Origin of the sequence: Streptococcus halichoeri (assembly GCF_019774635.1) — a bacterium.
In the GTDB taxonomy this organism is placed as follows: domain Bacteria; phylum Bacillota; class Bacilli; order Lactobacillales; family Streptococcaceae; genus Streptococcus; species Streptococcus halichoeri.
This window is the reverse complement of sequence record NZ_CP081502.1, coordinates 1,636,685-1,661,953: the sequence shown is the minus strand read 5'-3', so window position 1 is coordinate 1,661,953 and position 25,269 is coordinate 1,636,685. Positions and strand designations below refer to the sequence as shown.

The 25,269-nt window shown below is 45.7% G+C and carries 20 protein-coding genes; 17 read left to right on the top strand and 3 right to left on the bottom strand.

The genetic code is table 11. The features are described 5' to 3' along the window. Positions 1-4: 4 nt before the first annotated feature. From K5J94_RS07850 to K5J94_RS07800, 11 genes are all read left to right on the top strand, one after another. Entirely contained in the window at positions 5-874 is an 870-nt protein-coding gene (locus tag K5J94_RS07850; protein ID WP_159548654.1) for an ABC transporter permease, read from the top strand. After that, a complete protein-coding gene (locus tag K5J94_RS07845) occupies positions 871-1,632 on the top strand; it encodes an ABC transporter ATP-binding protein (RefSeq protein WP_221912821.1) in 762 nt (253 codons plus the stop codon). Before K5J94_RS07850 ends, K5J94_RS07845 begins: the two co-directional genes overlap by 4 nt. A gap of 175 nt (positions 1,633-1,807) precedes the next feature. Then, positions 1,808-3,469: a ribonuclease J gene (locus K5J94_RS07840; protein WP_159548650.1), complete on the top strand. Its 1,662-nt coding sequence runs from the start codon at positions 1,808-1,810 to the stop codon at positions 3,467-3,469. An 83-nt stretch (positions 3,470-3,552) separates the two neighbouring features. After that, positions 3,553-4,338, top strand: coding sequence for an alpha/beta hydrolase (locus K5J94_RS07835; RefSeq protein ID WP_159548647.1), 786 nt, complete (start codon positions 3,553-3,555; stop codon positions 4,336-4,338). A 19-nt stretch (positions 4,339-4,357) separates the two neighbouring features. Next, a complete protein-coding gene (locus K5J94_RS07830; RefSeq protein ID WP_159544861.1) occupies positions 4,358-4,585 on the top strand; it encodes a hypothetical protein in 228 nt (75 codons plus the stop codon). 191 nt (positions 4,586-4,776) lie between these two features. Further along, a complete protein-coding gene (locus K5J94_RS07825; protein ID WP_221912819.1) occupies positions 4,777-6,684 on the top strand; it encodes an ABC-F family ATP-binding cassette domain-containing protein in 1,908 nt (635 codons plus the stop codon). A gap of 434 nt (positions 6,685-7,118) precedes the next feature. After that, complete coding sequence (locus K5J94_RS07820; RefSeq protein ID WP_159544857.1) at positions 7,119-8,087, top strand: thiamine pyrophosphate-dependent dehydrogenase E1 component subunit alpha; 969 nt, start codon at positions 7,119-7,121, stop codon at positions 8,085-8,087. Between the two features lie 133 nt (positions 8,088-8,220). Beyond that, positions 8,221-9,219 (top strand): alpha-ketoacid dehydrogenase subunit beta, encoded by a 999-nt coding sequence (locus K5J94_RS07815; protein ID WP_159544855.1) that lies wholly within the window; start codon positions 8,221-8,223, stop codon positions 9,217-9,219. A 109-nt stretch (positions 9,220-9,328) separates the two neighbouring features. Further along, positions 9,329-10,753 carry a dihydrolipoamide acetyltransferase gene (locus K5J94_RS07810; protein WP_221912817.1) on the top strand — a complete coding sequence of 475 codons (1,425 nt, stop codon included), beginning with the start codon at positions 9,329-9,331 and terminating at the stop codon, positions 10,751-10,753. Between the two features lie 91 nt (positions 10,754-10,844). Next, on the top strand, positions 10,845-12,626 hold the full coding sequence (gene lpdA / locus K5J94_RS07805; RefSeq protein WP_221912815.1) for a dihydrolipoyl dehydrogenase: 1,782 nt from the start codon (positions 10,845-10,847) through the stop codon (positions 12,624-12,626). Between the two features lie 352 nt (positions 12,627-12,978). Next, entirely contained in the window at positions 12,979-13,968 is a 990-nt protein-coding gene (locus tag K5J94_RS07800) for a lipoate--protein ligase (protein ID WP_159548635.1), read from the top strand. A 287-nt stretch (positions 13,969-14,255) separates the two neighbouring features. Here K5J94_RS07800 and K5J94_RS07795 read toward each other — a convergent pair whose 3' ends face one another. Further along, positions 14,256-15,425, bottom strand: a complete 1,170-nt coding sequence (locus tag K5J94_RS07795) for a YSIRK-targeted surface antigen transcriptional regulator (RefSeq protein ID WP_221912813.1) — start codon at positions 15,423-15,425, stop codon at positions 14,256-14,258. Between the two features lie 496 nt (positions 15,426-15,921). On the opposite strand from K5J94_RS07795, the gene K5J94_RS07790 reads away from it, so the two are divergent. Then, on the top strand, positions 15,922-17,397 hold the full coding sequence (locus tag K5J94_RS07790) for an LPXTG cell wall anchor domain-containing protein (protein WP_221912810.1): 1,476 nt from the start codon (positions 15,922-15,924) through the stop codon (positions 17,395-17,397). 158 nt (positions 17,398-17,555) lie between these two features. Here K5J94_RS07790 and gatD read toward each other — a convergent pair whose 3' ends face one another. Then, positions 17,556-18,344: a lipid II isoglutaminyl synthase subunit GatD gene (gatD, locus tag K5J94_RS07785; RefSeq protein WP_221912808.1), complete on the bottom strand. Its 789-nt coding sequence runs from the start codon at positions 18,342-18,344 to the stop codon at positions 17,556-17,558. A gap of 1 nt (position 18,345) precedes the next feature. Further along, the gene (murT, locus tag K5J94_RS07780) at positions 18,346-19,689 is read right to left on the bottom strand and encodes a lipid II isoglutaminyl synthase subunit MurT (RefSeq protein WP_221912806.1); all 1,344 of its coding nucleotides are present in this window, start codon (positions 19,687-19,689) and stop codon (positions 18,346-18,348) included. A 102-nt stretch (positions 19,690-19,791) separates the two neighbouring features. Between murT and cdaA the strand changes: the two genes are divergently transcribed. The 5 genes from cdaA to K5J94_RS07755 all read left to right on the top strand — a co-directional run bounded on the left by cdaA (position 19,792) and on the right by K5J94_RS07755 (position 25,268). Next, positions 19,792-20,643: a diadenylate cyclase CdaA gene (gene cdaA, locus K5J94_RS07775; protein ID WP_159548620.1), complete on the top strand. Its 852-nt coding sequence runs from the start codon at positions 19,792-19,794 to the stop codon at positions 20,641-20,643. Next, positions 20,640-21,599: a CdaR family protein gene (locus K5J94_RS07770; protein WP_159544833.1), complete on the top strand. Its 960-nt coding sequence runs from the start codon at positions 20,640-20,642 to the stop codon at positions 21,597-21,599. Before cdaA ends, K5J94_RS07770 begins: the two co-directional genes overlap by 4 nt. A 53-nt stretch (positions 21,600-21,652) precedes the next feature. Next, positions 21,653-23,005, top strand: coding sequence for a phosphoglucosamine mutase (gene glmM / locus K5J94_RS07765; RefSeq protein ID WP_221912804.1), 1,353 nt, complete (start codon positions 21,653-21,655; stop codon positions 23,003-23,005). A 374-nt stretch (positions 23,006-23,379) separates the two neighbouring features. Next, a complete protein-coding gene (gene hemW / locus K5J94_RS07760; RefSeq protein WP_221912801.1) occupies positions 23,380-24,510 on the top strand; it encodes a radical SAM family heme chaperone HemW in 1,131 nt (376 codons plus the stop codon). A 14-nt stretch (positions 24,511-24,524) separates the two neighbouring features. Further along, positions 24,525-25,268 carry an acyl-ACP thioesterase domain-containing protein gene (locus tag K5J94_RS07755; protein ID WP_221912800.1) on the top strand — a complete coding sequence of 248 codons (744 nt, stop codon included), beginning with the start codon at positions 24,525-24,527 and terminating at the stop codon, positions 25,266-25,268. Position 25,269 lies beyond the last annotated feature (1 nt).

The window sequence follows — 25,269 nt, the reverse complement described above, 5'->3', positions numbered from 1 at the left end:
TTTAATGATTATATCTTCTGTTTCGCAAGGCCTGGTCTGGGGTGTTTTAGGACTTGGTATTTTCTTAACGTTTCGCATTTTGAATTTTCCTGATATGACAGCAGAAGGCGCCTTTCCATTGGGTGGCGCAGTTGTGGTCACTAGTTTGAATGCTGGTCTGTCTCCTTTTTTAGCCATGCTGCTTGCAGCTCTAGCTGGGGGAGCAACTGGCCTAATCACTGGTCTTTTATATACCAAGGGTAAAATCCCCACCCTCCTTGCTGGGATTTTAGTGATGACATCTTGTCATTCCATTATGTTAATGATAATGGGCCGAGCCAATCTGGGCCTACATCAAGTGACCCGTTTACAAGACTATCTGCCTTTTTCTGATCAGCTTAATGGTCTCATCATGGGCTTAGCTCTGGTCATACTACTGATTGCGGGCTTAATCTACTTTTTGTACACGGATCTGGGTCAGGCTTACATCGCAACGGGTGATAACCCTGAGATGGCCAGAAGTTTTGGCATTGCCACTAATCGGATGGAAATTCTTGGATTAACGGTTTCCAACATGCTGATTGCTATCTCTGGAGCCTTAGTGAGTCAGCAAGACGGTTATGCCGATGTTTCAAAGGGCATTGGTGTTATCGTCATTGGTCTAGCCAGTCTAATCATTGGTGAGGTGGTTTATTCTGTAGAATTAACCTTGCTAGAACGCTTAATCGCGATTATTGTGGGTGCCATTTTCTATCAATTTTTAATTGCTAGCGTCATAGCACTTGGTTTTAACACTAACTATTTAAAATTGTTCAGTGCCTTGATATTGGCTAGCTGTTTGATGGTCCCTAGATTAAAAGCGGCAATTTTTAAAGGAGTGAAGTTGACCCGATGAAAGAAATAGTAGTAGAACTAAAAGATGCCACCGTCCATGTGCACAATGGTCTAAGTGATCCTAAAGTAATCTTAGATCATGTCAACCTCACCATCTATGAGCATGATTTTATAACTGTTTTAGGGGGTAATGGAGCTGGTAAGTCAACTCTTTTTAATGTCATTGCAGGCACTCTGGCGTTAACAAGCGGTCGTATTTTGATTAAGGGAGAAGATGTCACGTCTTTGTCTGCGCAGCAGCGAGCCAAGTATTTGGCCCGTGTCTTTCAAGACCCTAAGATGGGAACAGCCCCGCGTATGACAGTGCTTGAAAACCTACACATCGCGAGTCAGCGCGGTGCTAAACGGCGCTTGATCAGGCGTTCTTTAGGCCAACATCACACCCAGTATCAGCAATTGCTGGCTAAGACAGGTAATGGCTTAGAGCACCACTTAGAGACCGCCACCGGTCTCTTATCGGGTGGTCAGCGTCAGGCCTTAAGCTTATTAATGGCTACGCTCAAACGCCCACAATTGCTGCTACTTGATGAACATACAGCAGCTCTTGACCCCAAAACTAGCCGCTCTTTGATGCAATTGACCGAGGACTTCGTTCAAAAAGACCAGCTGACCGCACTGATGATTACCCATCATCTCGAAGATGCTCTTGCCTATGGCAATCGTGTCTTGGTCATGCGCAATGGGCAAATCGTTCAAGACCTTTATCAATCTGAAAAAGCTGAGCTGCATTTGCAGGACTACTTTCAATTTTTTGAGTAATCTGTGCTACTTCTTGCTGTTTTTGCTAGGCCTTTTTCAAAAAAACGAGTGATTTATGATATAATTAAGAAGATTGTAGTGCAAACTACGAAGCAGTAATTCGACTTATCATTTTAAATAACCCTAAAATCATAAGGACCGTTTGTAATAATAATTTATCAAATAAAGGAGTATCATGAGTGATATAAAAATAATCCCCTTGGGGGGAGTTCGTGAATATGGTAAGAATTTTTACCTAGTAGAAATCAATGAATCGTTGTTTATCTTGGATGCCGGGCTAAAGTACCCCGAAAATGAACAGCTTGGGGTCGATGTTGTTATCCCAAATCTAGATTACCTCGTAGAAAACAAAGATAAGGTGCAGGGGATTTTCTTAACCCATGGTCATGCAGATGCCATTGGTGCTCTGCCCTATCTGATTCAGGAAGTACCCGTGCCAGTCTTTGGTTCAGAACTAACCATTGAATTGGCTAAACTGTTTGTTAAAAGCAACAATAACGTTAAGAAATTCAAAAATTTCCATGTGGTTGATGCCGACACAGAGATCGAATTTCAAGATGCCCTGGTCTCCTTTTTCAAGACGACCCACTCTATTCCAGAAAGTTTAGGTATTATTCTTGGAACCCCAGAAGGCGCAATTGTCTACACGGGAGACTTTAAATTTGACCAGACAGCACGTAAGTATTATCAAACGGATCTAGCGCGTCTTGCAGACCTCGGCAAAGAAGGCGTACTCGCTTTGCTTTCTGACTCTGCCAATGCTACCAGCAATGTCCAAATTGCCAGCGAATCAGAAGTGGGCGATGAGATGGATAGTGTGATTGGTGATGTGCAAGGACGAGTCATCATCGCTGCTGTCGCTTCCAACTTAGTGCGTATCCAGCAAGTACTCGATTCAGCCGCTAGCCATGGACGCCGAGTTGTTTTAACCGGTTCGGATGTGGAAAATATTATCCGCACAGCTATTCGCCTCAAAAAATTAACCCTTGTGGATGAAAAATTATTAATCAAACCCAAGGACATGCAAAAATACGAGGACCATGAGCTGATTATTCTAGAAGCTGGTCGCATGGGTGAACCTCTCAATAATCTGCAAAAAATGGCGATTGGCCGTCATCGTTATGTGCAAATCAAAGAAGGGGATTTGGTCTATATCGTTACCACTCCTAATGTTTCAAAAGAAGCCATGGTGGCGCGTGTGGAAAACCTCATTTACAAGGCTGGCGGTAGCGTCCAATTAATTTCACAAAATCTCAGAGTCTCAGGACATGCCAATGGCCGCGACCTGCAGTTATTGATCAATCTAACCCGTCCTAAATATCTCTTTCCCATTCAGGGGGAATACCGTGATTTAGCGGCCCATGCAGCACTAGCCGAAGAAGTTGGCATGTTACCTGAAAACATCTATCTCATGAAACGTGGGGACATTATGTCTCTAAATGAGGATGGTTTCTTACATGAAGGGAGTGTTCCAGCTAGTGATGTGATGATTGATGGAAATGCTATCGGGGATGTGGGCAATATCGTGTTGCGTGATCGCAAAGTTCTCTCAGAAGATGGCATCTTTATCGTAGCGATCACAGTCAATAAACGTGAAAAACGGATTGTCTCCAAGGCCAAAATCAATACCCGCGGTTTTGTCTATGTCAAAAAGAGCCGAGACATTTTGCGTGAGAGTGCAGAGTTAGTGAATACTACAGTGGATAATTATCTGCAACGTGAGAATTTTGATTGGGGGGAACTAAAAGGGGCTGTCCGCGACGAATTATCAAAATACTTATTTGATCAAACCAAACGGCGCCCAGCGATTTTACCAGTCGTTATGGAAGTGCGCTAGTCAAGAGCTGATGGAAGAAGCAAAGGCTGTGCTAGGCGCATGACCCTTGCCTTCAAACACTCATCACTTAAGGGAGGTTAGCTATGGCTACAATTAAGATTGAATACCGATCAGAAGTGCTGGATATGGAGCGTCAGGTCAATGTGATCTATCCTGATCAGTCCGAACTAAGAGAAGCAGACCGTGGTGATACGGATATTCCCGTCTTGTATTTATTACATGGCATGTCTGGCAATGAAAATTCTTGGCAAAAACGAACCAATATTGAACGCTTGTTGCGGCATACCAATATGATTGTGGTGATGCCCTCAACGGATCTAGGCTGGTATACTGATACCCAGTACGGGATGCATTACTACCAGGCTATTGCCCATGAATTGCCCCAGGTTTTAGCGGGCTTTTTCCCCAACATGACCAAACAGCGAGCCAAAACCTTTATAGCAGGTCTATCGATGGGTGGCTATGGCGCCTATAAATTAGCTTTGACCACCAATCGTTTTGCCTGTGCTGGCTCCTTTTCAGGGGCACTTGGTAAGCCTGATAGGCTCTTGCAGCAGCTCAGTGAGCAGGAGAAACGCTATTTTCAAGGCGTTTTTGGCCCCTTAACACCAGAAAATCTTGAGCAGCATTCTTTGCTTCATTTGGCACAAGCAAGTGATGGCAAGACAAAATTCTATGCTTGGTGCGGCTATGAAGATTTTCTATTTGCCGGCAATGAACAAGCAGTAGCAGATCTGCGAAAGGCTGGCCTTGCGATTGATTATCACACAGACCACGGCAAGCACGAATGGTATTATTGGAATCAACAGCTAGAAGCCTTTTTAGACTGGTTGCCCATTGATTATGTCAAAGAAGAGCGTCTGTCTTAATTAAAGGGGAAAGCTAGCAATGAAAACAGTGATCCGTTTGATTTTGGGGCTACCTATGGCCATCATAGGTCTGGTTTGGCGCCTTGTATGGCGCCTGGTCGAGACCTTCCTCGTCCTAGCAATTGTTTGTTTTGGACTGATTTACTACACCAATCACAGTGATTCGGCCTTGGCCAATCGCCTGGCTGCTGTGACCGACCAACTGGTCACATTTTATAAGGTAGTGACTAGTGGCCAAGACCAATAACAGTGCTTCTTGGTTTGCTAGCTGGTAAAAGACATTAACTAGACACGATGAGGCGCTTGCGCAAGAAAGTAAACCATCTGCTTACACAGTGGTCCCATTTAGTTTCAAAAAGCAAGGCTACAGCTTGCTTGCGCCTAGCACCCAGCAGAAAAAAATACCCCAAGGAGGGTATTTTTTGTTAGAATAGAAGCATGATTATTTTACAAGCAAATAAATTGGAACGCTCTTTTGCAGGGGACGTTTTGTTTGAGAACATTTCTTTACAAATAAATGAACAGGATCGGATGGCCTTGGTCGGTCCAAATGGTGCAGGAAAGTCAACGCTCTTGAAGATATTAGTCGGTGAGGAGAGTCCGACTGCAGGAGACATTAACAGGAAAAAGGATGTGCGCCTGTCTTATCTTGCGCAAAATAGTCGTTTTGCCTCAGATAAGACCATTTATGATGAGATGCTGTCGGTGTTTAGTGCTTTACGACAAGATGAAGCGCAACTGCGTCACATGGAAAGCCAGATGGGGCTGCTAGCCGGTCAAGAGTTAGAGCAGTTAATGCATCGTTATGATCAGCTCCTAGAAAGTTTTCGCCAGCGTAATGGTTTTGCCTATGAGGCAGAGATTAAAGCCATTTTGAATGGCTTTAAATTTGATGCGTCCATGTGGCACATGCCAATTGCTGAGCTGTCTGGTGGGCAAAATACCCGCCTGGCCTTAGCCAAGATGCTCTTGGAAAAACCAGATTTACTGGTGCTTGATGAGCCAACCAACCACCTGGATATGGAAACCATCGCCTGGTTAGAGAATTACCTGGTTAATTACCAAGGTGCGCTCTTGATTGTTAGCCATGACCGCTATTTCTTGGACAAGGTGGCGACCATTACCTTGGACTTAAACCGAGGCCAGCTCGATCGCTACCAAGCCAATTATTCTCAGTTTGTGGACTTAAAGGCAGAAAAATTAGCTTTAGAGGCTAAACATTATGATAAGCAGCAAAAAGAAATTGCTAAGCTAGAAGACTTTGTTCAAAAGAATTTGGTGCGAGCTTCTACCACCAAGCGGGCCCAATCGCGGCGCAAGCAATTAGCCAAAATCGAACGCCTTGACAAACCTAGCCAAGACAGCAAGCCAGCTCATATGAACTTTGAGATTGCTAAACCCTCTGGCAATGTGGTCTTAAAAGTGCAGGACTTGGCAGTTGGCTATGCAGGCGACATTCTGGCCAGTCCTATTAACCTTGAGGTTAACAAGCAAGACGCCATTGCTGTCGTTGGTCCTAACGGCATTGGAAAATCTACCCTCATCAAGACCATCATGGGCCACTTGCAGCCGATTGCAGGTGCAATCAGCTATGGAGCCAATGTTGAGATGGGCTATTATGACCAGGGGCAAAGCCGTCTGACGCCCAGCAATACGGTTTTAGAAGAGTTATGGCAAGCTTTTGCTACCACACCAGAAGTGGCCATTCGTAACCGCCTGGGAGCTTTCTTGTTTAGCGGTGACGATGTTAAAAAATCAGTCAGCATGCTCTCGGGTGGCGAGAAGGCCCGGTTATTATTAGCCAAGCTCTCTATGGAAAAGGATAACTTTCTGTTACTAGATGAGCCAACCAATCATTTGGATATTGAAAGCAGAGAAGTCTTAGAAGATGCAATGATTACCTATCAAGGGACACTGCTATTTGTCAGTCACGATCGCTATTTTATCAACCGAATTGCCACAAAAGTCCTAGAACTCAGCAAAGCAGGCGCCACTCTCTATTTAGGTGATTATGATTACTATCTGGAGAAAAAAGCAGAGCTGGCAGAGTTGGCCCAGCTTAAGGCCATGGACCAGCCACAAACAGCAGAGCCAGAGCAAGCCCCAACAGATTATCATTTGCAAAAAGAAAAACAAAAAGAAGAACGAAAGCGGCAGCGGCAAATGCTGGAACTTGAACAGCAACTAGAAGCCATTGAAACAGAACTAGTAGCTCTTAATCAAGCTATGCAGGCGACCAATAATACAGCCGAGCTTATAGCTGCGCAGGAACAATTAACACAGCTGACACAAAAACAAGATCAGCTCATGGAAGAGTGGGCCAATCTAGATACCAGTACCAGCTAAGAACAACAGCAGCAAGACCAGTAATTAAAGCGGATCTTATAAGCTGATTTCCCTGGGACGATGAGGCTAGGACAAGTGTTTCTAGCCTTTGTGCTTTGTCGTAGCTAAGTCTCTTAGCAAGTAGTTATTGCTCAGTCATGCCGGCTTGCTCCAGCTACTGGCGCCATTTTTCTAGCTCAGTCATGCTTGCCTTAATTTCTCTTAGTAGGCTGGCTCCCTTCTTCTTTGTAATTTGCTGCGCTTTTTCTTTTTGCTATTTTTGAGCAACTGTTATAGTTTTGCTAATCTGTACTAGTACAAATAAGTTTGTAACATAACAAACTATGAAAAGTAAAGGAATCCCGATTTTATAGGAAAGAAAGCGATTCAATTTCTTGCTTAATGTGAAAAAAAGCGTTACTATGAAAGAGTAATATAATATTTTGGAGGCCAAAATGGTAACAGTTTCAAAAGAAAAACATTTGGATATGTTCTTGAAAATGGAACGTATTCGTGAATTTGACTCACGTATTAATAAACTTGTCCGTCGGGGATTTGTCCAAGGGATGACCCATTTTTCTGTCGGAGAAGAAGCTGCCAGTGTCGGTGCTGTAGCCCATCTTGGCTATGATGACATCATTTTTTCTAACCACCGTGGTCATGGCCAATCAATTGCCAAAGATATGGATTTAAATAAAATGATGGCCGAGCTAGCAGGGAAAGCAACCGGTGTTTCCAAAGGTCGTGGTGGCTCTATGCACTTGGCCGACTTTGAAAAGGGCAACTACGGGACCAATGGTATCGTTGGTGGTGGTTATGCCTTAGCTGTCGGAGCAGCCTTAACCCAACAGTACAAAGGCACAGACAAGATTGTTGTAGCCTTTTCTGGCGACGGGGCAACCAATGAAGGCTCCTTCCACGAGTCTGTCAATATGGCTGCCACCTGGAAATTGCCTGTTATCTTTTTCATCATTAATAACAAATACGGTATTTCCATGAGCATCAAAAATGCTACCAATACACCGCACCTTTATACGCGGGCCGAAGCCTATGGCATTCCAGGCTTTTACTGTGAAGATGGCAATGATGTGATGGCAGTTTATGAGACCATGGGCCAAGCCGTTGAGCATGTACGTGGTGGCAAGGGCCCAGCCATTGTCGAAGTTGAATCCTACCGTTGGTTTGGTCATTCCACTGCTGACGCTGGTAAATACCGCTCCAAAGAAGAAGTGGCAGCTTGGAAAGAAAAAGACCCAATGATCAAATACAGACAGTACCTCACTAAAGAAGGCATTGCTACTGACCAAGAACTAGATGACATCCAAGCTCAAGTCAAACAAGAAATTGATGACGCTTATGAATATGCCCAAAATAGTCCGGATCCAGACTTATCTGTAGCGTTTGAAGACGTTTGGGTAGACTAGGAAACGAAAACGTAAAACACCTATCTCGCACAAGGCTAAGCCCGCCTTGGAAGGAACAGGCAATGAGTGTGTGGGCCTAGATGGCTCATAAGGATCTCATGACTATTATGGATAACAATTAGGAGAACGATTAATGAGTGAAACAAAAGTAATGGCTTTACGCGAAGCGGTAAATCTTGCCATGACTGAAGAAATGCGCAAGGACGAAAACATCTTCTTAATGGGTGAAGATGTTGGTATTTATGGAGGCGACTTTGGGACTTCAGTTGGCATGTTTGAAGAATTCGGAGCAAAACGTGTCAAAGACACTCCGATTTCTGAGGCTGCCATTTCCGGTGCGGCGATTGGTGCAGCAATCACAGGTCTTCGACCAATTGTCGATGTCACCTTTATGGATTTCTTGACCATCATGATGGATGCTATTGTTAACAATGGTGCCAAAAACAACTACATGTTTGGTGGTGGCCTAAAGACACCGGTGACCTTTCGTGTAGCTTCTGGCTCAGGTATTGGCTCAGCGGCTCAGCACTCCCAGTCTTTGGAAGCCTGGATGACTCATATTCCAGGGATTAAGGTTGTAGCACCAGGTACTGTCAACGAGGCAAAAGGCCTCTTGAAATCAGCTATACAAGATAATAACATTGTTGTGTTTATGGAACCAAAAGCCTTATATGGTAAAAAAGAAGAGGTCAATCAAGACCCCGATTTCTATATCCCACTAGGCAAAGGCGACATTAAACGCCAAGGTTCCGACCTAACCATTGTGACTTATGGTCGGATGTTAGAGCGCGTGATGCAGGCTGCAACAGAAATTGCAGAAGAAGGCATTGATGTTGAGGTCGTAGACCCTAGGACCCTAGTACCTTTAGATAAAGAACTCATCATTAATTCTGTTAAAAAAACAGGCAAGGTTATGCTGGTCAACGATGCTTACAAGACCGGTGGTTATCTAGCAGAAATGGCCACCATGATCACTGAAAGTGAAGCCTTTGATTACCTCGATCACCCAATTGTCCGTCTTGCCAGCGAAGATGTTCCAGTGCCATATGCGCGTGTACTTGAACAAGCTATCTTACCAGATGTGGAAAAAATCAAAGAAGCTATCCGCAAAATGGCCAATAATGGCAATTAATATCCCTTGAATGAAGTCTCACCCTGAGGCTTCCTTCACTGTTTATTGCTCAGCCATTATTTTTGCATGATTTGAAAATAATGTGACAAAGATATAGGAAAGGAAACATATGGCTGCTGAAATCATAATGCCAAAACTCGGTGTGGATATGCAAGAAGGCGAGATCATCGAGTGGAAAAAACAAGAAGGCGACACCGTCAATGAAGGTGATGTCCTCCTTGAAATCATGTCTGATAAGACCAACATGGAAATCGAAGCCGAAGATGCAGGTGTCCTCTTAAAAATTGTCCACCAAGCTGGAGATACCGTCCCTGTTACAGAGGTTATCGGCTACATTGGCGCCCAAGGCGAATCAATCGCCACCACGGCCTCTAGTGAACAGACCAGTGAGGTACCTGCTGCAAACTCCGCCGATGCTGCTCCAAGTCAGGCACCAAAAGAAGAGGTCAAACGTCCAGAACCAGCAGTTGCACAAACAGCGGCAGATGCCAGTACTGATCATGTCCGGGCTACGCCGGCCGCCCGCAAGGCAGCAAATGAACTCTCAATTGAACTAGGCCAAATCAAAGGTAGCGGTCCTAAAGGACGGATCCACAAAGTAGACGTTGAAAACTACAAGGGCGCTCTACCAAAAGCTTCGCCACTAGCTCAGAAGATGGCAGAAGAAAACGGCCTTGACCTAGCAACTATCACAGGCTCTGGTTTTAATGGTAAAATAATGAAAGAAGACATTCTTGCTGTCATCAATGCCAACCAGCCAGCTCAACCAGCCAGTCCACAAGCGGCCAAAGACCAAGCAAAAGCCCCAGCAGACCAAACGGATCTCCCAGAAGGGGTCGAAGTTATCAAGATGTCTGCTATGCGTAAGGCTATTGCTAAGGGCATGACTAATTCTTACCTGACTGCCCCAAGCTTTACGCTCAATTATGATATTGACATGACTGAGATGATTGCTTTGCGTAAGCAATTAATCGATCCTATCATGGAAAAAACGGGCCTCAAAGTCAGCTTTACAGATTTGATTGGTATGGCTGTGGTTAAAACCTTGATGAAACCAGAACATCGTTACCTCAATGCCTCATTGATCAACGACGCCCAAGACATTGAGCTCCACCAGTTTGTCAATATTGGTATTGCAGTTGGGCTAGATGACGGTCTCATCGTCCCTGTCGTCCATAATGCCGACAAGATGTCTCTGGCTGAATTTGTCACTGCCTCAAAGGATGTTATTAAAAAGACGCAAGCAGGTAAGCTGAAGGCCGCAGAAATGTCTGGCTCAACCTTCTCTATTACCAACCTAGGGATGTTTGGAACCAAGACCTTTAACCCTATCATCAACCAACCAAACTCAGCTATCCTAGGAGTAGGTGCAACCATTCCAACACCAACCGTTATTGATGGTGAGATTGTTGCCCGACCAATCATGGCCTTATGCCTAACCATTGATCACCGAATTGTCGATGGCATGAATGGTGCTAAGTTCATGGTTGATCTTAAAAACTTAATGGAAAATCCATTAAGCATGTTAATCTAATCAGGTTTTCAAATAATGGTTCCTAGGATGCAAAACCAGTCTAGGAAAAGACTAACTCATTGTGCGTTTGAAAAGATAAAAGGAGAAATGAATGGCTGCTGAAATCATAATGCCAAAACTCGGTGTGGATATGCAAGAAGGCGAAATCATCGAGTGGAAAAAACAAGAAGGTGACACTGTCAATGAAGGAGACATCCTCCTTGAAATCATGTCTGATAAGACCAACATGGAAATCGAAGCCGAAGATGCAGGTGTCCTCTTAAAAATTGTCCATAAAGATGGAGATACTGTCCCTGTTACAGAGGTTATCGGCTACATTGGCGCTGAAGGCGAAAGCATCGAGGGCGCTGCCACAAGCGGTTCTACAGATACTGCTCAGGCTGACAAAAAAGCTACCGCAGACTTAGAAGCTGCCGGCCTCGAAGTGCCAAAAGCACCAGCTAAAACTGCTGCTCAAGCTACCGCTACCAATAAAGAGCCGTTGGCTGAGGACGAATATGATGTGATTGTCGTAGGTGGTGGACCGGCTGGTTACTATGGTGCCATTCGTGCGGCACAATTAGGCGGAAAAGTTGCCATCATTGAAAAAAATGAGTTTGGTGGAACCTGCCTTAACGTTGGCTGTATCCCAACAAAAACCTACCTCAAAAATGCTGAAATCCTTGATGGCTTGAAGATTGCAGCTGGTCGTGGTATTAACCTCGCCTCCACCAACTACACCATTGATATGGATAAGACGGTTGATTTTAAAAACTCTGTCGTTAAAACCTTAACGGGCGGGGTTAAAGGCTTACTAAAATCTAACAAAGTTACACTCTACAATGGCTTAGGCCAAGTCAACCCAGACAAAACGGTGACTATTGGCTCTGAAACGATTAAAGGCCGCAGCATTATCCTTGCTACTGGTTCGAAGGTTTCACGGATTAATATCCCAGGGATAGATTCCAAACTCGTCATGACCTCTGATGACATTCTTGATTTACGGGAAATGCCGAAGTCGCTTGCTGTCATGGGTGGTGGTGTTGTAGGTGTTGAACTTGGTCTTGTCTGGGCTTCCTACGGTGTTGAGGTCACTGTGATCGAAATGGCTGATCGCATCATCCCAGCCATGGATAAGGATGTTTCACTTGAACTGCAAAAAGTCCTCAGCAAAAAAGGCATGACCTTCAAAACCTCTGTTGGCGTGTCTGAAATTGTCGAAGCCAACAATCTCTTGACCTTAAAATTAAACAACGGTGAAGAAGTTGTCGCTGAAAAAGCCTTGCTGTCCATCGGTCGTGTTCCACAAATGAAGGGTCTGGAAAATCTTGACCTCGCGATGGACCGTAACCGGATTAAAGTCAATGACTATCAAGAAACCTCCATCCCAGGTATCTATGCACCTGGTGATGTCAATGGTACCAAGATGCTAGCCCATGCTGCCTTTCGTATGGGCGAGGTCGCTGCTGAAAATGCTATACGTGGCAACACGCGTAAGGCCAAGTTAGACTTTACTCCAGCAGCCGTCTACACTCATCCAGAAGTTGCCATGGTCGGCCTGACCGAAGAAGACGCGCGCGCCAAACATGGTGACATCTTAATCGGTCGCAACAGCTTTACGGGAAATGGCCGTGCCCTTGCTTCTAACGAAGCTCAAGGCTTTGTCAAGGTCATTGCAGATGCTAAATACTATGAAATCCTTGGTGTCCATATCATTGGCCCAGCTGCTGCAGAAATGATTAACGAAGCTGCAACCATCATGGAAGCAGAACTCACTGTTGATGAGCTCTTACTTTCCATCCATGGCCACCCAACCTTCTCAGAAGTCATGTATGAAGCCTTTGCTGATGTCCTTGGCGAAGCCATCCATAACCCACCTAAGAAGAAAAAATAAGGTCTAACCTTTAAAAAGCCTTACCTAAGTCCACAAAGTCTTATTTAGGAAAGCCAAGCCCTAAAAACAAAAAGAAAGCCACTTTACGAAGAGAACCTGATGCGAACAGTCAGTTGCTAAGCTGCATGCTGTTTTGCATCAGGTTTTCTTTTACGCTGGGCTTTTGTGTTTTTCGTGCGGGAATGGCTAAAAAGGTAATGACAAGTTTCAGAGTTGCTTTTCAGCCAGGTTTTCAGCTGCTTCGATGAAAGAGCTTTCAACAAGGCCAGACCTGAGCCTTAAGCTTGTTTTTTGATGTGATTTACATTAAAATAATAATAGACGAAAGACAGCGTCACAAGAGGAGAGAAAAATGAAATATATTGTTAACAATAGTCACAATCCTGCCTATAATGTAGCCCTAGAAGCTTACGCTTTTCGGGAATTAGTTGACGAAGACGAACTCTTCATTCTCTGGATTAATGAACCGGCTATTATCATTGGTAAGCACCAAAACACCATTCAAGAAATTAACAAAGAATATATCGAAGAACACGGCATCCATGTGGTGCGTCGCCTCTCTGGTGGAGGAGCTGTTTACCATGACCTGAATAACCTCAACTACACGATTATTTCGAATAAGTCTGAAGAGGGAGCTTTTGATTTTAAGACCTTCTCCCAACCCGTGATTGCGACCTTGGCTGATTTGGGTGTTAAAGCCGAGTTTACCGGCCGTAACGACCTAGAGATCAATGGCAAGAAATTCTGTGGAAATGCGCAAGCCTATTATAAAGGTCGGATGATGCACCATGGCTGCCTTCTCTTTGATGTTGACATGACCGTGCTGGGCGATGCCTTAAAAGTCAGCAAAGATAAAATCGAATCCAAAGGGATCAAGTCCGTGCGCTCCCGGGTGACCAACATCCTAGACGAACTCCCTGAGAAAATCACTGTTGAGGAATTTTCCGATCGACTCCTTGCCAAGATGAAGGAAACCTATCCTGATATGGAAGAGTATGTCCTTTCTGATGCTGAACTAGCCAAGGTTCAAGCTTCTGCCGAGCAGCAATTTGGTAACTGGGACTGGACCTATGGTCAGGCACCCGAGTATACCATTGAGCGCAATGTCCGCTACGCTGCTGGTAAAATCACGACCTTTGCCAATGTCCAACAATCCCTCATCAAAAACATCAAGATTTACGGTGACTTTTTTGGGATCAAGGATGTCAAGGACATCGAAGAGCTCTTGGTGGGCTGCAAGTACAACTACCAGGATGTCTTAGAACGCCTCAAAACCATTGACACGACCAAATACTTCTCCCGGATGACCGTTGAAGAAGTGGCCAAGGCCATCGTTGCCTAATCCTAAGCAGAGAACAGGCAGTTGCTATAGGAGTGGTCTGGTCCTTAGCCTCTGGACCTGCTCCTTTGAGCAAGCTGCTGACTCTTGTAGTTGGCTTACTTGGACCTAGCCTTTCTTTTTTCTCTGTTACAGTCATCAAGCACACTCTAGAAGTACAAATAAAAAACTCCCGTTATCAACAAGTCTCTCTCCTTCATCCTTAGACCTACTGGCTAAGGATGAAGGAGCAGGGCAACTCTGGTTTCAGGGAGTTTTTTGGTTTTGCTGCTGAGCTCAGCAGCAAAAGCTTAAGTGATGTCTTTGATCGGGCTTTGTTGGAATTGCTTTGGCGATAGGCCAACGACCTCCTTAAAGGTCCGGGAAAAATGCGCAGCATCCGCATAGCCCAGGTTATTGCTCACCTCCGTCACGCTAGCACCGTTTTTTAGCATAATCTTGGCTTCCTCGATTTTCTTTTGCCGGATATACTGCTGGATCGAACAGGACATTTCCTTGCGAAAGAGCTTGCGGATACTTGGTTCACTAAAGTTAAACTGCTTGGCAATAGTCTCAATCAGGAGCTTTTGTGAGAGATTTTTATGAATATAGGCTAAAATCCGCGCCATCGTGTAGGAATGTGTATTCATCCGTCCGATTTTCTGAGTAAATAAGAGAATGGCGGATTCTCTTAGTGCGAGCACGTCTTGGACGGTCGCACACTGCTCACATTTCTTAATATAATAATCACGGATATGGTGGGCATAGTGGCTAGCTACTCCCATGCTAATCGCCAACTGGGAGAGCTTTTCAAAAATCAAAATCGAGTAGTTTTTCTCCGCTCGCGCGTTTTTTACCTGTTGTGGCCAAGGTAGGGCTTGCCGCAAAAAGGCCTGCACTTCCTTAGGGTCGCCTTTTTTAACACACTCAAGGAGCTGACACTCATAGTCAAACTGCTCTTCCTCCTCATGATAGGGGCTAAAGAGCCTCTCACTAAGTTCTTTTCGCATCTCGCTGACCATATCAGTCTCAAGCACGGCCTGTTTGCCGGCTAAACCGTACGCGTGACCGGTAAAGAAATAGTGGATGAGATGGAGCAGGTGGGAAAGATCCTGGACATAGGTCAGACATAGGCTGTCTGGTAGTATCAGGCGCTCCTGCGTCAGGTAGTAGACCCTTGCCAAAGGCCTAAGGTCGTCTAGGGGACAGGGTGTGGTAAAAGGCCCGAAGATAAAAAAATAGCTTTGCAAGGGGTAGACAGCAAGAATGCAGTCACCACCTAGGACGAGTAGTTTAAATTCGGGGGGGGGTGAAATATACCTCTGACAGCTACTTTGATCCAATTCTTGTTTCAACTGGCTACTTAGGCAATAGCTGATATTAAAAGGATAAGCCTTTAAGGGGTTAAAGGACTCATCCAAAACCAGAATCGGTACTTGTAAGCAAGTCTGTAGAGATTCGAGTAAGGGGTGTCTATACATGACGCTCTTTGGTTATCCTTTATGTTTGATGTCACTAAACGATCAGCCAACCATTAGGCGCTCTTTTGCCGGGTGTTTTGCGTCACGCAACCCAGCAAGCAGCAAAAAAGCCCGCACGACTAGCCTAGCTGGCCTCATCAGACGGTGCCTGAGTTACGCCCTAGTCGCTGGTCGGCTTTTCTAGTTACCCAGTATAGCAAAGGCCCAAGGCAAACCCTAATCACTAATTTTAAATCCTGCTCCAAAAAATGACTATGGTAAAAAGGTATCTTTAAAAGCTGTATTTTTTACCGATTTATTCAAAAAAATAGCGGATTCCTCATGTCTAACGCTGATCATCATGGCATTATAAGTGATGGTTATTGGCTGGGAAAAAGGCGGCCTGACACTCAGGTCCCTTCTGTTCTTGCAAAAGACCGCTTTGGCCATAACTAATACAGCAAATAGACACCCCCTCATCCTAGCTGAGGGGGAAGTCTTGAAAAAAGGAGATAACATGGCGAACACGAATGAAAACGTTGTCAAAAAACAACGTTCACGCTTTCGCAGAAATAGTTTTACAGCAGCATCAGTCATCCTAGGTGCCGCCTTTGCCCTTAGCCTACAAGGAACCACAGCGGAGGCATATGTTGATGTTTATCCATCAACATCAATTTATAGCCCCTATTTCCCAAGTAATGGAGGTCGGTACGGCTTAGGTATGGGTGGGCATTATCCAAACTATATTAGCGTTGGAATTCCTGGACCAATGGGTCCAAGCGGCCCAAGAGGTATCCCGGGTGAACATGGTATGCCGGGGGTTCCAGGTGCCGATGGACGACCCGGTTTGCCGGGTCCTGCTGGTCCACGTGGACCAGTAGGACCACGAGGTCCGCAGGGGAATGATGGTCGGCAAGGCCTACAAGGACAAAGAGGAGAACGAGGTCTACCAGGGCAAAGGGGACTGACAGGACTAACAGGTCAGACTGGCGCACAAGGCCCACAGGGTCCTGCTGGACGGCAGGGTGTACAAGGAACTCCAGGCCGTGATGGCGTGGATGGTGCCAAGGGTGAAGCTGGAGCACCGGGTAAACCAGGCGCAACCGGCGCCAAGGGTCAAGATGGCCGCGATGGTGTAGAAGGTAAACCAGGCCAAAACGGTAAAAATGGTCATAATGGCGCTCGAGGAGCTGATGGTCGTGACGGCGTTAACGGTCGTGATGGGAAAGATGGTGCCAAAGGTCAAGATGGTCAACGTGGTCAAAACGGCCGCAATGGCGCTAAAGGCCAAGATGGTCGTGACGGTGCTAAAGGCCGTGATGGTAAGAACGGTTCCAAGGGTCAAGATGGCCAAAATGGTACTGATGGTGCGGATGGCCGCGCTGGTACCGATGGTCGCAACGGTCGTGATGGCCGCGATGGTCGTAATGGTCTAGACGGTGTGGATGGTCGTGACGGCCTCTCACCAGTGATTAAAGCTACCAGCCATTCAGATGGTACCCACTCTATCTTCTTCATTAACCCAGATGGTACCAAGTCTGAAATCCTCTTGCGTGATGGTAAGAACGGTCAAGACGGCCGTGATGGGAAAGATGGTAAAGACGGTATGGATGGCCGCAACGGCCGTGATGGGAAAGATGGTAAAGACGGTATGGATGGCCGCAACGGTCGCGATGGCCACAATGGTCGCGATGGCCACAATGGTCGTGATGGTCATAATGGCCGCGACGGTCGCCCAGGCCAAAACGGCCAAAATGGCAGCCACTACCCTGGTAACGGCGCTGCTGGTTACGGTTCTGGTGCAAAAATCACACCACCACTACCAATGTTGATGCCATCTGGCTCAGGTTCAGGTTCAGCTCCAGCCGCAGCAGGCAATGGCAACGCCCTTCCTGCAACCGGTGAGCGCATGGGTGCCTTCTTCACCGCAGCAGCTCTAGCTGTGATTGCAAGTGCAGGTGTCCTAACCTTGTCTGCCAAACGCAAAGACTAAAAAACGACTTTTTTAAGAGAATACTTCTTTAAACGTAAAGACTAAAACACATTTTAACCCTACATTTCTTTAACTTTAAACATAAAAAAGTCTCTGAGGCATCTACCTCAGAGGCTTTTTTAAGGATTTTGCGAACACCTCCTCGTAAGCACAGGTTCTTACTCTGTAAAGGCGGCCTTGCTTTTGACATCAGCGTACTCCTCAGAGACTTCTTGGCCTAGAATCTCGTAGTAGCTTTTAAGGGCGATGTCTGGGCCGTATTTCTGGCGGAGAGCAGTTGTGACGAGCCGGTAGGCGAGATGCGCATTGCGAGATAAGATCGGCCCGTGGAAATAAGAGCCATAGACATTTTTGTAGTGGACACCTTCGGTTTGGTCTTTGTCATTGTTACCATTGCCGTAAATCAAGCGGCCCAGCGGCTTTTCGTCCTCAGCGAGAAAGGTCCGCCCCTGATGATTTTCAAAACCATAGTAGGTTTCGTTAAATTCGTCATTGTGAATTTTAATATCGCCAATAAAACGGTTGTTTTTTTGGTTGAGGGTATAGTGGCCCATCACCCCGATCCCATCAATCTTGACGCCATTAGCCTGGATGTAGTAGCGGCCCAAAAGCTGAAAGCCACCACAGATAGCGAGGATAACCTTGTCTTGCTCAATAAAATCAGCAATGGCTGCTTTTTTGCTGGGTAAATCCCGCGCCACGATACTTTGCTCGTAATCCTGGCCGCCACCAAAAAAAATCATCTCATAGGCATCAGGGTCAAAGTCATCCTCCAAGGACACAATGGCCACACTGACCCCAGCTCCCAGTTTTTCAGCTACGTATTTGAGCATAAGGACATTGCCATTATCGCCATAGGTATTGAGCAGATTGCCATAGAGATGCGCGATCCTAAGGCTATAGGGGTAATCATGCGCATCCTTGGTTTCTAAGGATATATAGGTCATCTTAGTGTCGCTCCTTTTCAACGAGTTGGCGATTGGCTAGTAGGTCACGAAATGCTAGCATGGCTGTATAGGTAGCTAGGATATAGGCGTGTGCACTGTCTTGGGCCTCAATCGCTCTTAGGACTTCCTCAAGGCTGGTTTGCTCTGCGATTTTTTGGCTATCGTAGCCTGCAACTCGCAGGCGCCGAGCCATCTCAGAATGCCGGACGCCGCCAGCATTGACGGCTGTAATCGGCATCTCGGTGATGCGCTCAAAGTCAGCATCCCATATCCAGGAGGTATCAATCCCATCAGCGTAGTTGGCATTGAGGAGGACTGAGAGGCTAAAGGGATAGTCCGCAAGCGCCATCATCTCAAGTGCCTGGCTGGCACCAACAGGGTTTTTGATGAGCACCAAAGTACAGCTCTTGTCACCAATCTTGAAGGTTTCTTGCCGGCCAAAGACGGCCCGGCTTTTCTCAAAGCCAGCACTAATCACCGCAGGAGCTAGTCCCAGGTGCTCAGCTACGGCCACCGCGGCTAGGGCATTATAGATGTTATACAGGCCACCGACATTGATCTTATAGGCCTGACCATCAATGGTGAACTCGGCCGTTTGGTTGGTGATCTTAGTGAGCTGGGTGAGGCGGTAATCGAGGTGTGGTCGCTCAAAACCACAGTTAAGACAGAGATAATCGCCGAGATTGGCATAGGTGTTGAGCCGGTAGTGCAAGATATGCTCACACCTTGGGCAGACAATGCCTTCGGTATTGTAGTGCGCTAAGCGCGGCTCATGCTTTTCAGTGTCAAAGCCATAGAACTTGATGGGATTGACTTGGTCTTTTGCGGCAAAGATCGGACTATCCCCGTTAGCAAGGATGGTTGCTGTTGGTGCATTCTTTGCACCATCACTAATCATCTGATAGGTGGTGTAGATCTCACCATAGCGGTCCATTTGGTCGCGAAAGATATTGGTAAAGACAATCAAGCTTGGCGTGATAAAGCGTGTGATGCGTGGCAAGCTCGCTTCATCAATTTCCAAAACAGCAATCTTTTTGCCACTCCGGTTGCTTTTAGCAGATAAAAAAGTGGAAACAATCCCTGTAATCATATTGGCGCCGCTAGGATTAGTGACAACCTGGCCGTAGGCTTCTTGCAAGATCCCAACGGTCAAAGCAGTGGTTAGGGTTTTGCCGTTGGTCCCTGTTATCACGACAATCTCATAGTCTTTAGCAATGGTATCTAAAATAGCAGGGTCAAAGCTTAAGGCTAGCTTGCCCGGGTAGGTGGACCCACGGCCCATTTTGCTTAGGAAGAATTGGGCTGCGCGTCCAGCCGCAATGCTCATCATCGTCTTTACTTTCATGGTTCTATTTTATCACAAGTTTGTGGCATTTGAATACAGAAAAACTTGGCCAAAAATGATATACTATGAATGATCTGTATTTTGAATAGAAAGAGAGTCCTAATGGGAAGTTTATTTAATGTTGATACAAAGTTTTTCCTAAATCTAGTCAGTGATCCGTGGATGTTAATGATTCACCTCTTAGACATCTTGATAGTTGCCTATGTCATTTACCGCTTTGTCAGGGCCTTGGCCGGTACGAAAATCATGTCACTGGTGCAAGGGGTTATTCTCTTTATTCTCTTGCGCTTTTTAGCTGAATGGATTGGTTTGATGACCATATCCTTTTTGATGAACCAGGTGATTACCTATGGGGTCATTGCAGGGGTGGTGATTTTTGCGCCAGAAATTCGCACTGGTCTGGAAAAGTTTGGCCGGACCACGCAAGTCTTTATGCAAAAAGAACGCATGAGTGATGAAGAGCGGTTGATTGATGCTATCCTCAAATCAGTTGCCTACATGAGCCCACGCAAGATTGGAGCTTTGATCGCCATTGAACAAACTCAAACCTTGCAAGAATACATTGCAACTGGGATCCCCTTAAATGCGGAAATTTCCAGTCAACTCTTGATTAATATTTTTATTCCTAATACACCACTTCATGATGGCGCTGTGATTATTTCTGATAACAAAGTTGCCACAGCGTCGTCTTATTTGCCGCTTTCTGAATCAATGTCCATTTCAAAAGAATTCGGCACACGGCACAGAGCGGCCATTGGCTTGTCTGAAAACTCTGATGCCTTAACCATTGTGGTTTCTGAGGAAACAGGTGGTATTTCCATTACACATAAGGGACAATTTACCCATGATATTTCCCGTGAAGACTTTGAAACGGTTCTTCGCTCCTATCTCATTGAAGATAAGGCTGTGCGGGTCTCATGGTATAAAAAAGTCTTTGGAGGTAAAAACAAGTGAAAAAATTTCTAAACAGTCGGTTATGGCTTGGCCTTGTTTCCATCTTCTTTGCTGTTTTATTATTTCTAACGGCTGTCTCTAGCAATCAGGCCAATTCAGCCAATCCCACTTACGGACCGGTTGAGACTTACACTCATAGCTTATCTGATGTGCCCATTGACATGAAGTATGACAGTGACAAATACTTTATCAGTGAGTATTCCTATGGAGCCCAGGTCTATCTGAGCTCTACCAATCGGGTCAAGTTAGACTCAGAAGTCAACACAGACACCCGCAAATTCAAGATTGTGGCGGATTTGTCAAAGAGCAAGCCCGGCAAGGTTAGTGTTCCTTTGAGTGTGACCAATCTCCCCTCAGGTGTGGTTGCTAAGGTGACACCAGATAAGATTTCTGTAACTATTGGTAAACGCAGAACCAAGACCTTCTCTGTTACCCCAAGCATTGATCCTAAGCAAATCCAACCTGGTTACGAAGTTGGCAAGATTGAAGTCGGGGATGCCAAGGTCAAGGTCACCAGCAATGAATCAACGATTGACACGATCGACCATGTTGTTGCTAAGCTACCTGAAAACCAAAAATTATCAGCTGACTACCATGGCTCTGTCACCCTACAAGCTGTCTCGGCTGATGGTACGATTCTTGCTAGCACGATTAGTCCAGCTACGACTGAGTTGTCTGTCTCTGTTAAGAAAATTACTAAGACCGTGCCTATCCGGGTCAATCTCTTTGGCCAGATGGATAGCAGCCTAGCCTCGATTGTCCCTAAACTTTCCAATGAAACGGCAACCATTTCTGCTAGTCAGGAGGTGCTAGATACGATTGACGAAGTCATCGTGGATGTGCCAATTTCTGGCGTCACAAAATCAACCATCAAAACGGTCAAAGTCAGCGCTGGTGACCTGGTCTCTGTTGAGCCAAAGGTGGTCTCTGTGCAGTTGACAACCAAAAAGAAATAAAGGATAATAACATGGAATATCAAATGGAGGGAGCGCTCGGCGCTTAAGAAGTTATGGGAAAATATTTTGGAACAGATGGCGTTCGTGGTGAAGCAAACGTCGAACTCACACCAGAATTGGCATTTAAATTAGGCCGTTTTGGTGGTTATGTCCTAAGCCAACACGAGACAGAGCGCCCACGCGTTTTTGTCGCACGTGACACACGCATCTCTGGAGAAATGTTAGAGTCTGCTCTAATTGCCGGCTTACTCTCAGTGGGGATTGAAGTTTATAAACTGGGAGTCTTGGCCACCCCGGGTGTTTCGTACCTGGTTCGTACGGAAAATGCTAGCGCAGGCGTGATGATTTCTGCTAGTCATAACCCAGCTTTGGATAATGGCATCAAGTTTTTTGGCAGCGACGGCTTCAAATTAGCAGACGAGCAAGAAGAGGAGATTGAAGCCTTACTAGAAGAAGGAGTTGACCTTCTTCCAAGACCAAGTGCCAAAGGCCTAGGGACACTAGTGGACTATCCAGAAGGCCTACGCAAATATGAAAAGTTCCTGGTATCCACAGGGATTGATCTAGACGGGATGAAGATTTCCTTAGATACGGCAAACGGGGCTGCTTCGACAACAGCGCGTGATGTTTTCTTAGATTTAAATGCAGATATTAATGTCATCGGGGAAAAACCAGATGGTCTTAACATTAATGACGGGATTGGCTCAACGCATCCTGAAGCATTACAGGATTTGGTCACGACAACGGGCTCAGAAGTTGGTCTGGCCTTTGATGGTGATAGTGACAGACTCATTGCCGTTGATGAGACGGGCGCGATTGTCGATGGTGATAAGATTATGTTCATTATTGGCCGCTACCTTGCTGAAAAAGGTCTCTTAGCCAAAAACACCATTGTGACTACCGTGATGTCAAATCTTGGTTTTCATCAAGCCCTGGATCAGGTCGGTATCAAAAAAGCCATCACAGCCGTTGGTGACCGTTATGTCGTTGAAGAAATGCGCAAGTCAGGCTATAATCTAGGCGGCGAACAATCGGGCCATGTGATTATCATGGATTACAACACGACAGGTGATGGTCAGTTGACCGCCATCCAGTTAGTGAAGGTCATGAAAGAAACTGGCAAAAAATTGTCAGAATTGGCTGCTCAGGTCACCATTTACCCACAAAAATTAGTCAATATTCGTGTTGACAACAGCATGAAAGATAAGGCAATGGCTATTCCGGCAATTGCTGATGTCATTGAGCAGATGGAGACGCAAATGGCAGGTAAAGGCCGCATTTTAGTCCGCCCGAGCGGGACAGAGCCCTTGCTGCGCGTCATGGCTGAGGCCCCTACAGATGAGGCGGTTGAAGCCTGTGTAACAACCATTGCTGATGTTATTCGTAGAGAAATTGGCAGTGACTAATCTATCAAAAAAAGAGGAGGACAAGCTAGCAAGGGGACAGCTTTTGCTGGCTTGTCCTCCTCTTTTTAGCTAGCTGCACCAGCACTTGGTGGATTCTTAGCCGCGTCAGATACTAAGCTAGCTCTTTAGGTCAAAATCTTCTCTAGCCAGGCGTCACGCCGCCTGACCAAGCGCAAGCGATGGCCTTTTGGACAACAAAAAAGAGTAATGGCTGCGCTTTTAGCAGGGTGGGCGAATGCTGTGAAGCTTATCTGGGCCGCGTCAGGCTAAAGGTCGCCAGGGCTTTAGCTAGTCGCAGTTACAAACCTTGGTTTTGTTTGGGAAAGTCAGGAGCGAAACGTGCGCTTTTGACCGGAACATGGTAAAATAAGTCTATGACAAAAAAACCTAGTTCGGCTTACATTCATATTCCTTTTTGTACGCAAATTTGTTATTATTGTGATTTTTCAAAAGTGTTTATCCAAAATCAGCCTGTGGATGCCTATCTTCAGGCTCTTATTAGTGAGATTAAGTCCTACCAGATGGGGCCGCTAAAAACGCTTTATATTGGGGGTGGAACGCCCAGTGCTCTGTCTGCTCAGCAGCTGAGTTACTTGCTGACAGAACTGGAGCGGACTTTGGATTTGAGCCAATTAGAGGAGTATACGATTGAAGCCAATCCTGGTGATTTGACACCAGACAAGATTGCGGTCTTTCAGTCTTCTTCGCTGAATCGGGTTTCCCTGGGGGTGCAGACCTTTGATGACCGTCATCTCAAGCAGATTGGTCGCAGTCATAATCAGGCGCAAATTTATCAAACGATTGCTGCTTTAAAGGCGGCGCATTTTGACAATATTTCCATTGATTTGATTTATGCCCTGCCGGGTCAAACATTGGATCAGGTCAAAGAGAATGTCAAGAAAGCTTTAGCCCTTGACATTCCACACCTTAGCCTTTACAGTTTGATTTTAGAACACCATACGGTTTTTATGAATAAGATGCGTAGAGGCAAGCTCAATCTGCCAACAGAAGACCTAGAAGCAGAAATGTTTGAGTACATTATCGGGCAAATGGAAGCTCATGGCTTTGAGCATTATGAGATTTCCAATTTTACCAAGCCAGGCTTTGAGAGCCGCCATAATCTGATGTACTGGGACAATGTGGAATACTATGGCTGTGGTGCAGGTGCCTCAGGCTATCTTGATGGTGTGCGCTACCAGAATCGTGTGCCCATCCAGCACTACCTCAAGGCAGTGGCAAATGGCAATGCCAGGCTAAATGAAGAAGTGCTAACCAAGCAAGAAATGATGGAAGAGGAGCTTTTTTTGGGCCTGCGCAAGAAATCAGGCGTCTCGATTGAGCGCTTTGAAAGTAAATTTCAAACTTCCTTTGCCAAGCGTTATGGAGCGATTGTGTCTGACTTGCAAGCTTCTGGCTTGGTTACAGTCACAGACAACCGTGTTCGGATGACTAAAAAAGGGCTTTTTCTCGGGGACACTGTAGCCGAACGCTTTATCTTAGATTAATCAAGGAGAACCAAATGGGTCAAACTTATCAAGAATACCTAACGATACCTTTTGACTTATGTGATGAAAAAGGTGATATTCAACTGCCTTTATTGCTAGCTTATTGCATTGCTCTTTCAGGCAAGCAGACCAGACTGCTTAACCGTAGTGATAGTTATATTTTTGAGCACTATCATTGGGTCTGGATTGTTACTGATCATGAAATGACATTTCACCAGATACCGCACTGCCATCAGACGATCAGCATTGAAACCGAAGCTGTTTACTATAATAAATTTTTCTGTTACCGTCATTTTAAAATCTACGACCAAGCCGGTCAGCTCATGGTCGAGATTGTCTCGCATTTTGCCCTGATGGATCCAGAGACGCGTAAGGTTCAGGTCATACCAGAGGAGCTGGTGGCGCCATTTGAATCGGCCTTTGTCAAGCGGATCCGGCGCGTGCCTAAGCTTGAGCCGCTTTTGACTTACCAGGAGCAGACCTATCAAGTCCGCTATTATGATATTGATATGAATGGCCATGTCAATAATGGTGTTTACATCCAATGGGCTTATGATGCACTTGGCTATGAGTTCTTGCACCGCCATCGTCCTAAAAGCTTACAGTTAAAATATATTAGAGAAGTAAAACCTGGTGGAACCGTACAATCTCGGGTCTACCAAGACCAGCTAACCAGTTACCATGAAGTAACCTCAGCTGGTCAGCTCAATGCTCAGGCACTTTTTACCTGGCAAACCATTGAAGGAGAGGCTAACTAAA

Bases quoted from the DNA above. Each gene is read 5' to 3' on its own strand.
- K5J94_RS07850 (WP_159548654.1), top strand. From the start codon at position 5: ATGATTATATCTTCTGTTTCGCAAGGCCTGGTCTGGGGTGTTTTAGGA.
- hemW (WP_221912801.1), top strand. From the start codon at position 23,380: ATGACAAAAAAACCTAGTTCGGCTTACATTCATATTCCTTTTTGTACG.
- K5J94_RS07790 (WP_221912810.1), top strand. From the start codon at position 15,922: ATGGCGAACACGAATGAAAACGTTGTCAAAAAACAACGTTCACGCTTT.
- K5J94_RS07800 (WP_159548635.1), top strand. From the start codon at position 12,979: ATGAAATATATTGTTAACAATAGTCACAATCCTGCCTATAATGTAGCC.
- K5J94_RS07810 (WP_221912817.1), top strand. From the start codon at position 9,329: ATGGCTGCTGAAATCATAATGCCAAAACTCGGTGTGGATATGCAAGAA.
- K5J94_RS07835 (WP_159548647.1), top strand. From the start codon at position 3,553: ATGGCTACAATTAAGATTGAATACCGATCAGAAGTGCTGGATATGGAG.
- K5J94_RS07825 (WP_221912819.1), top strand. From the start codon at position 4,777: ATGATTATTTTACAAGCAAATAAATTGGAACGCTCTTTTGCAGGGGAC.
- cdaA (WP_159548620.1), top strand. From the start codon at position 19,792: ATGGGAAGTTTATTTAATGTTGATACAAAGTTTTTCCTAAATCTAGTC.
- K5J94_RS07755 (WP_221912800.1), top strand. From the start codon at position 24,525: ATGGGTCAAACTTATCAAGAATACCTAACGATACCTTTTGACTTATGT.
- K5J94_RS07845 (WP_221912821.1), top strand. From the start codon at position 871: ATGAAAGAAATAGTAGTAGAACTAAAAGATGCCACCGTCCATGTGCAC.
- K5J94_RS07830 (WP_159544861.1), top strand. From the start codon at position 4,358: ATGAAAACAGTGATCCGTTTGATTTTGGGGCTACCTATGGCCATCATA.
- gatD (WP_221912808.1), bottom strand. From the start codon at position 18,344: ATGACCTATATATCCTTAGAAACCAAGGATGCGCATGATTACCCCTAT.
- K5J94_RS07820 (WP_159544857.1), top strand. From the start codon at position 7,119: ATGGTAACAGTTTCAAAAGAAAAACATTTGGATATGTTCTTGAAAATG.
- K5J94_RS07795 (WP_221912813.1), bottom strand. From the start codon at position 15,425: ATGTATAGACACCCCTTACTCGAATCTCTACAGACTTGCTTACAAGTA.
- K5J94_RS07815 (WP_159544855.1), top strand. From the start codon at position 8,221: ATGAGTGAAACAAAAGTAATGGCTTTACGCGAAGCGGTAAATCTTGCC.
- K5J94_RS07840 (WP_159548650.1), top strand. From the start codon at position 1,808: ATGAGTGATATAAAAATAATCCCCTTGGGGGGAGTTCGTGAATATGGT.
- murT (WP_221912806.1), bottom strand. From the start codon at position 19,689: ATGAAAGTAAAGACGATGATGAGCATTGCGGCTGGACGCGCAGCCCAA.
- lpdA (WP_221912815.1), top strand. From the start codon at position 10,845: ATGGCTGCTGAAATCATAATGCCAAAACTCGGTGTGGATATGCAAGAA.
- glmM (WP_221912804.1), top strand. From the start codon at position 21,653: ATGGGAAAATATTTTGGAACAGATGGCGTTCGTGGTGAAGCAAACGTC.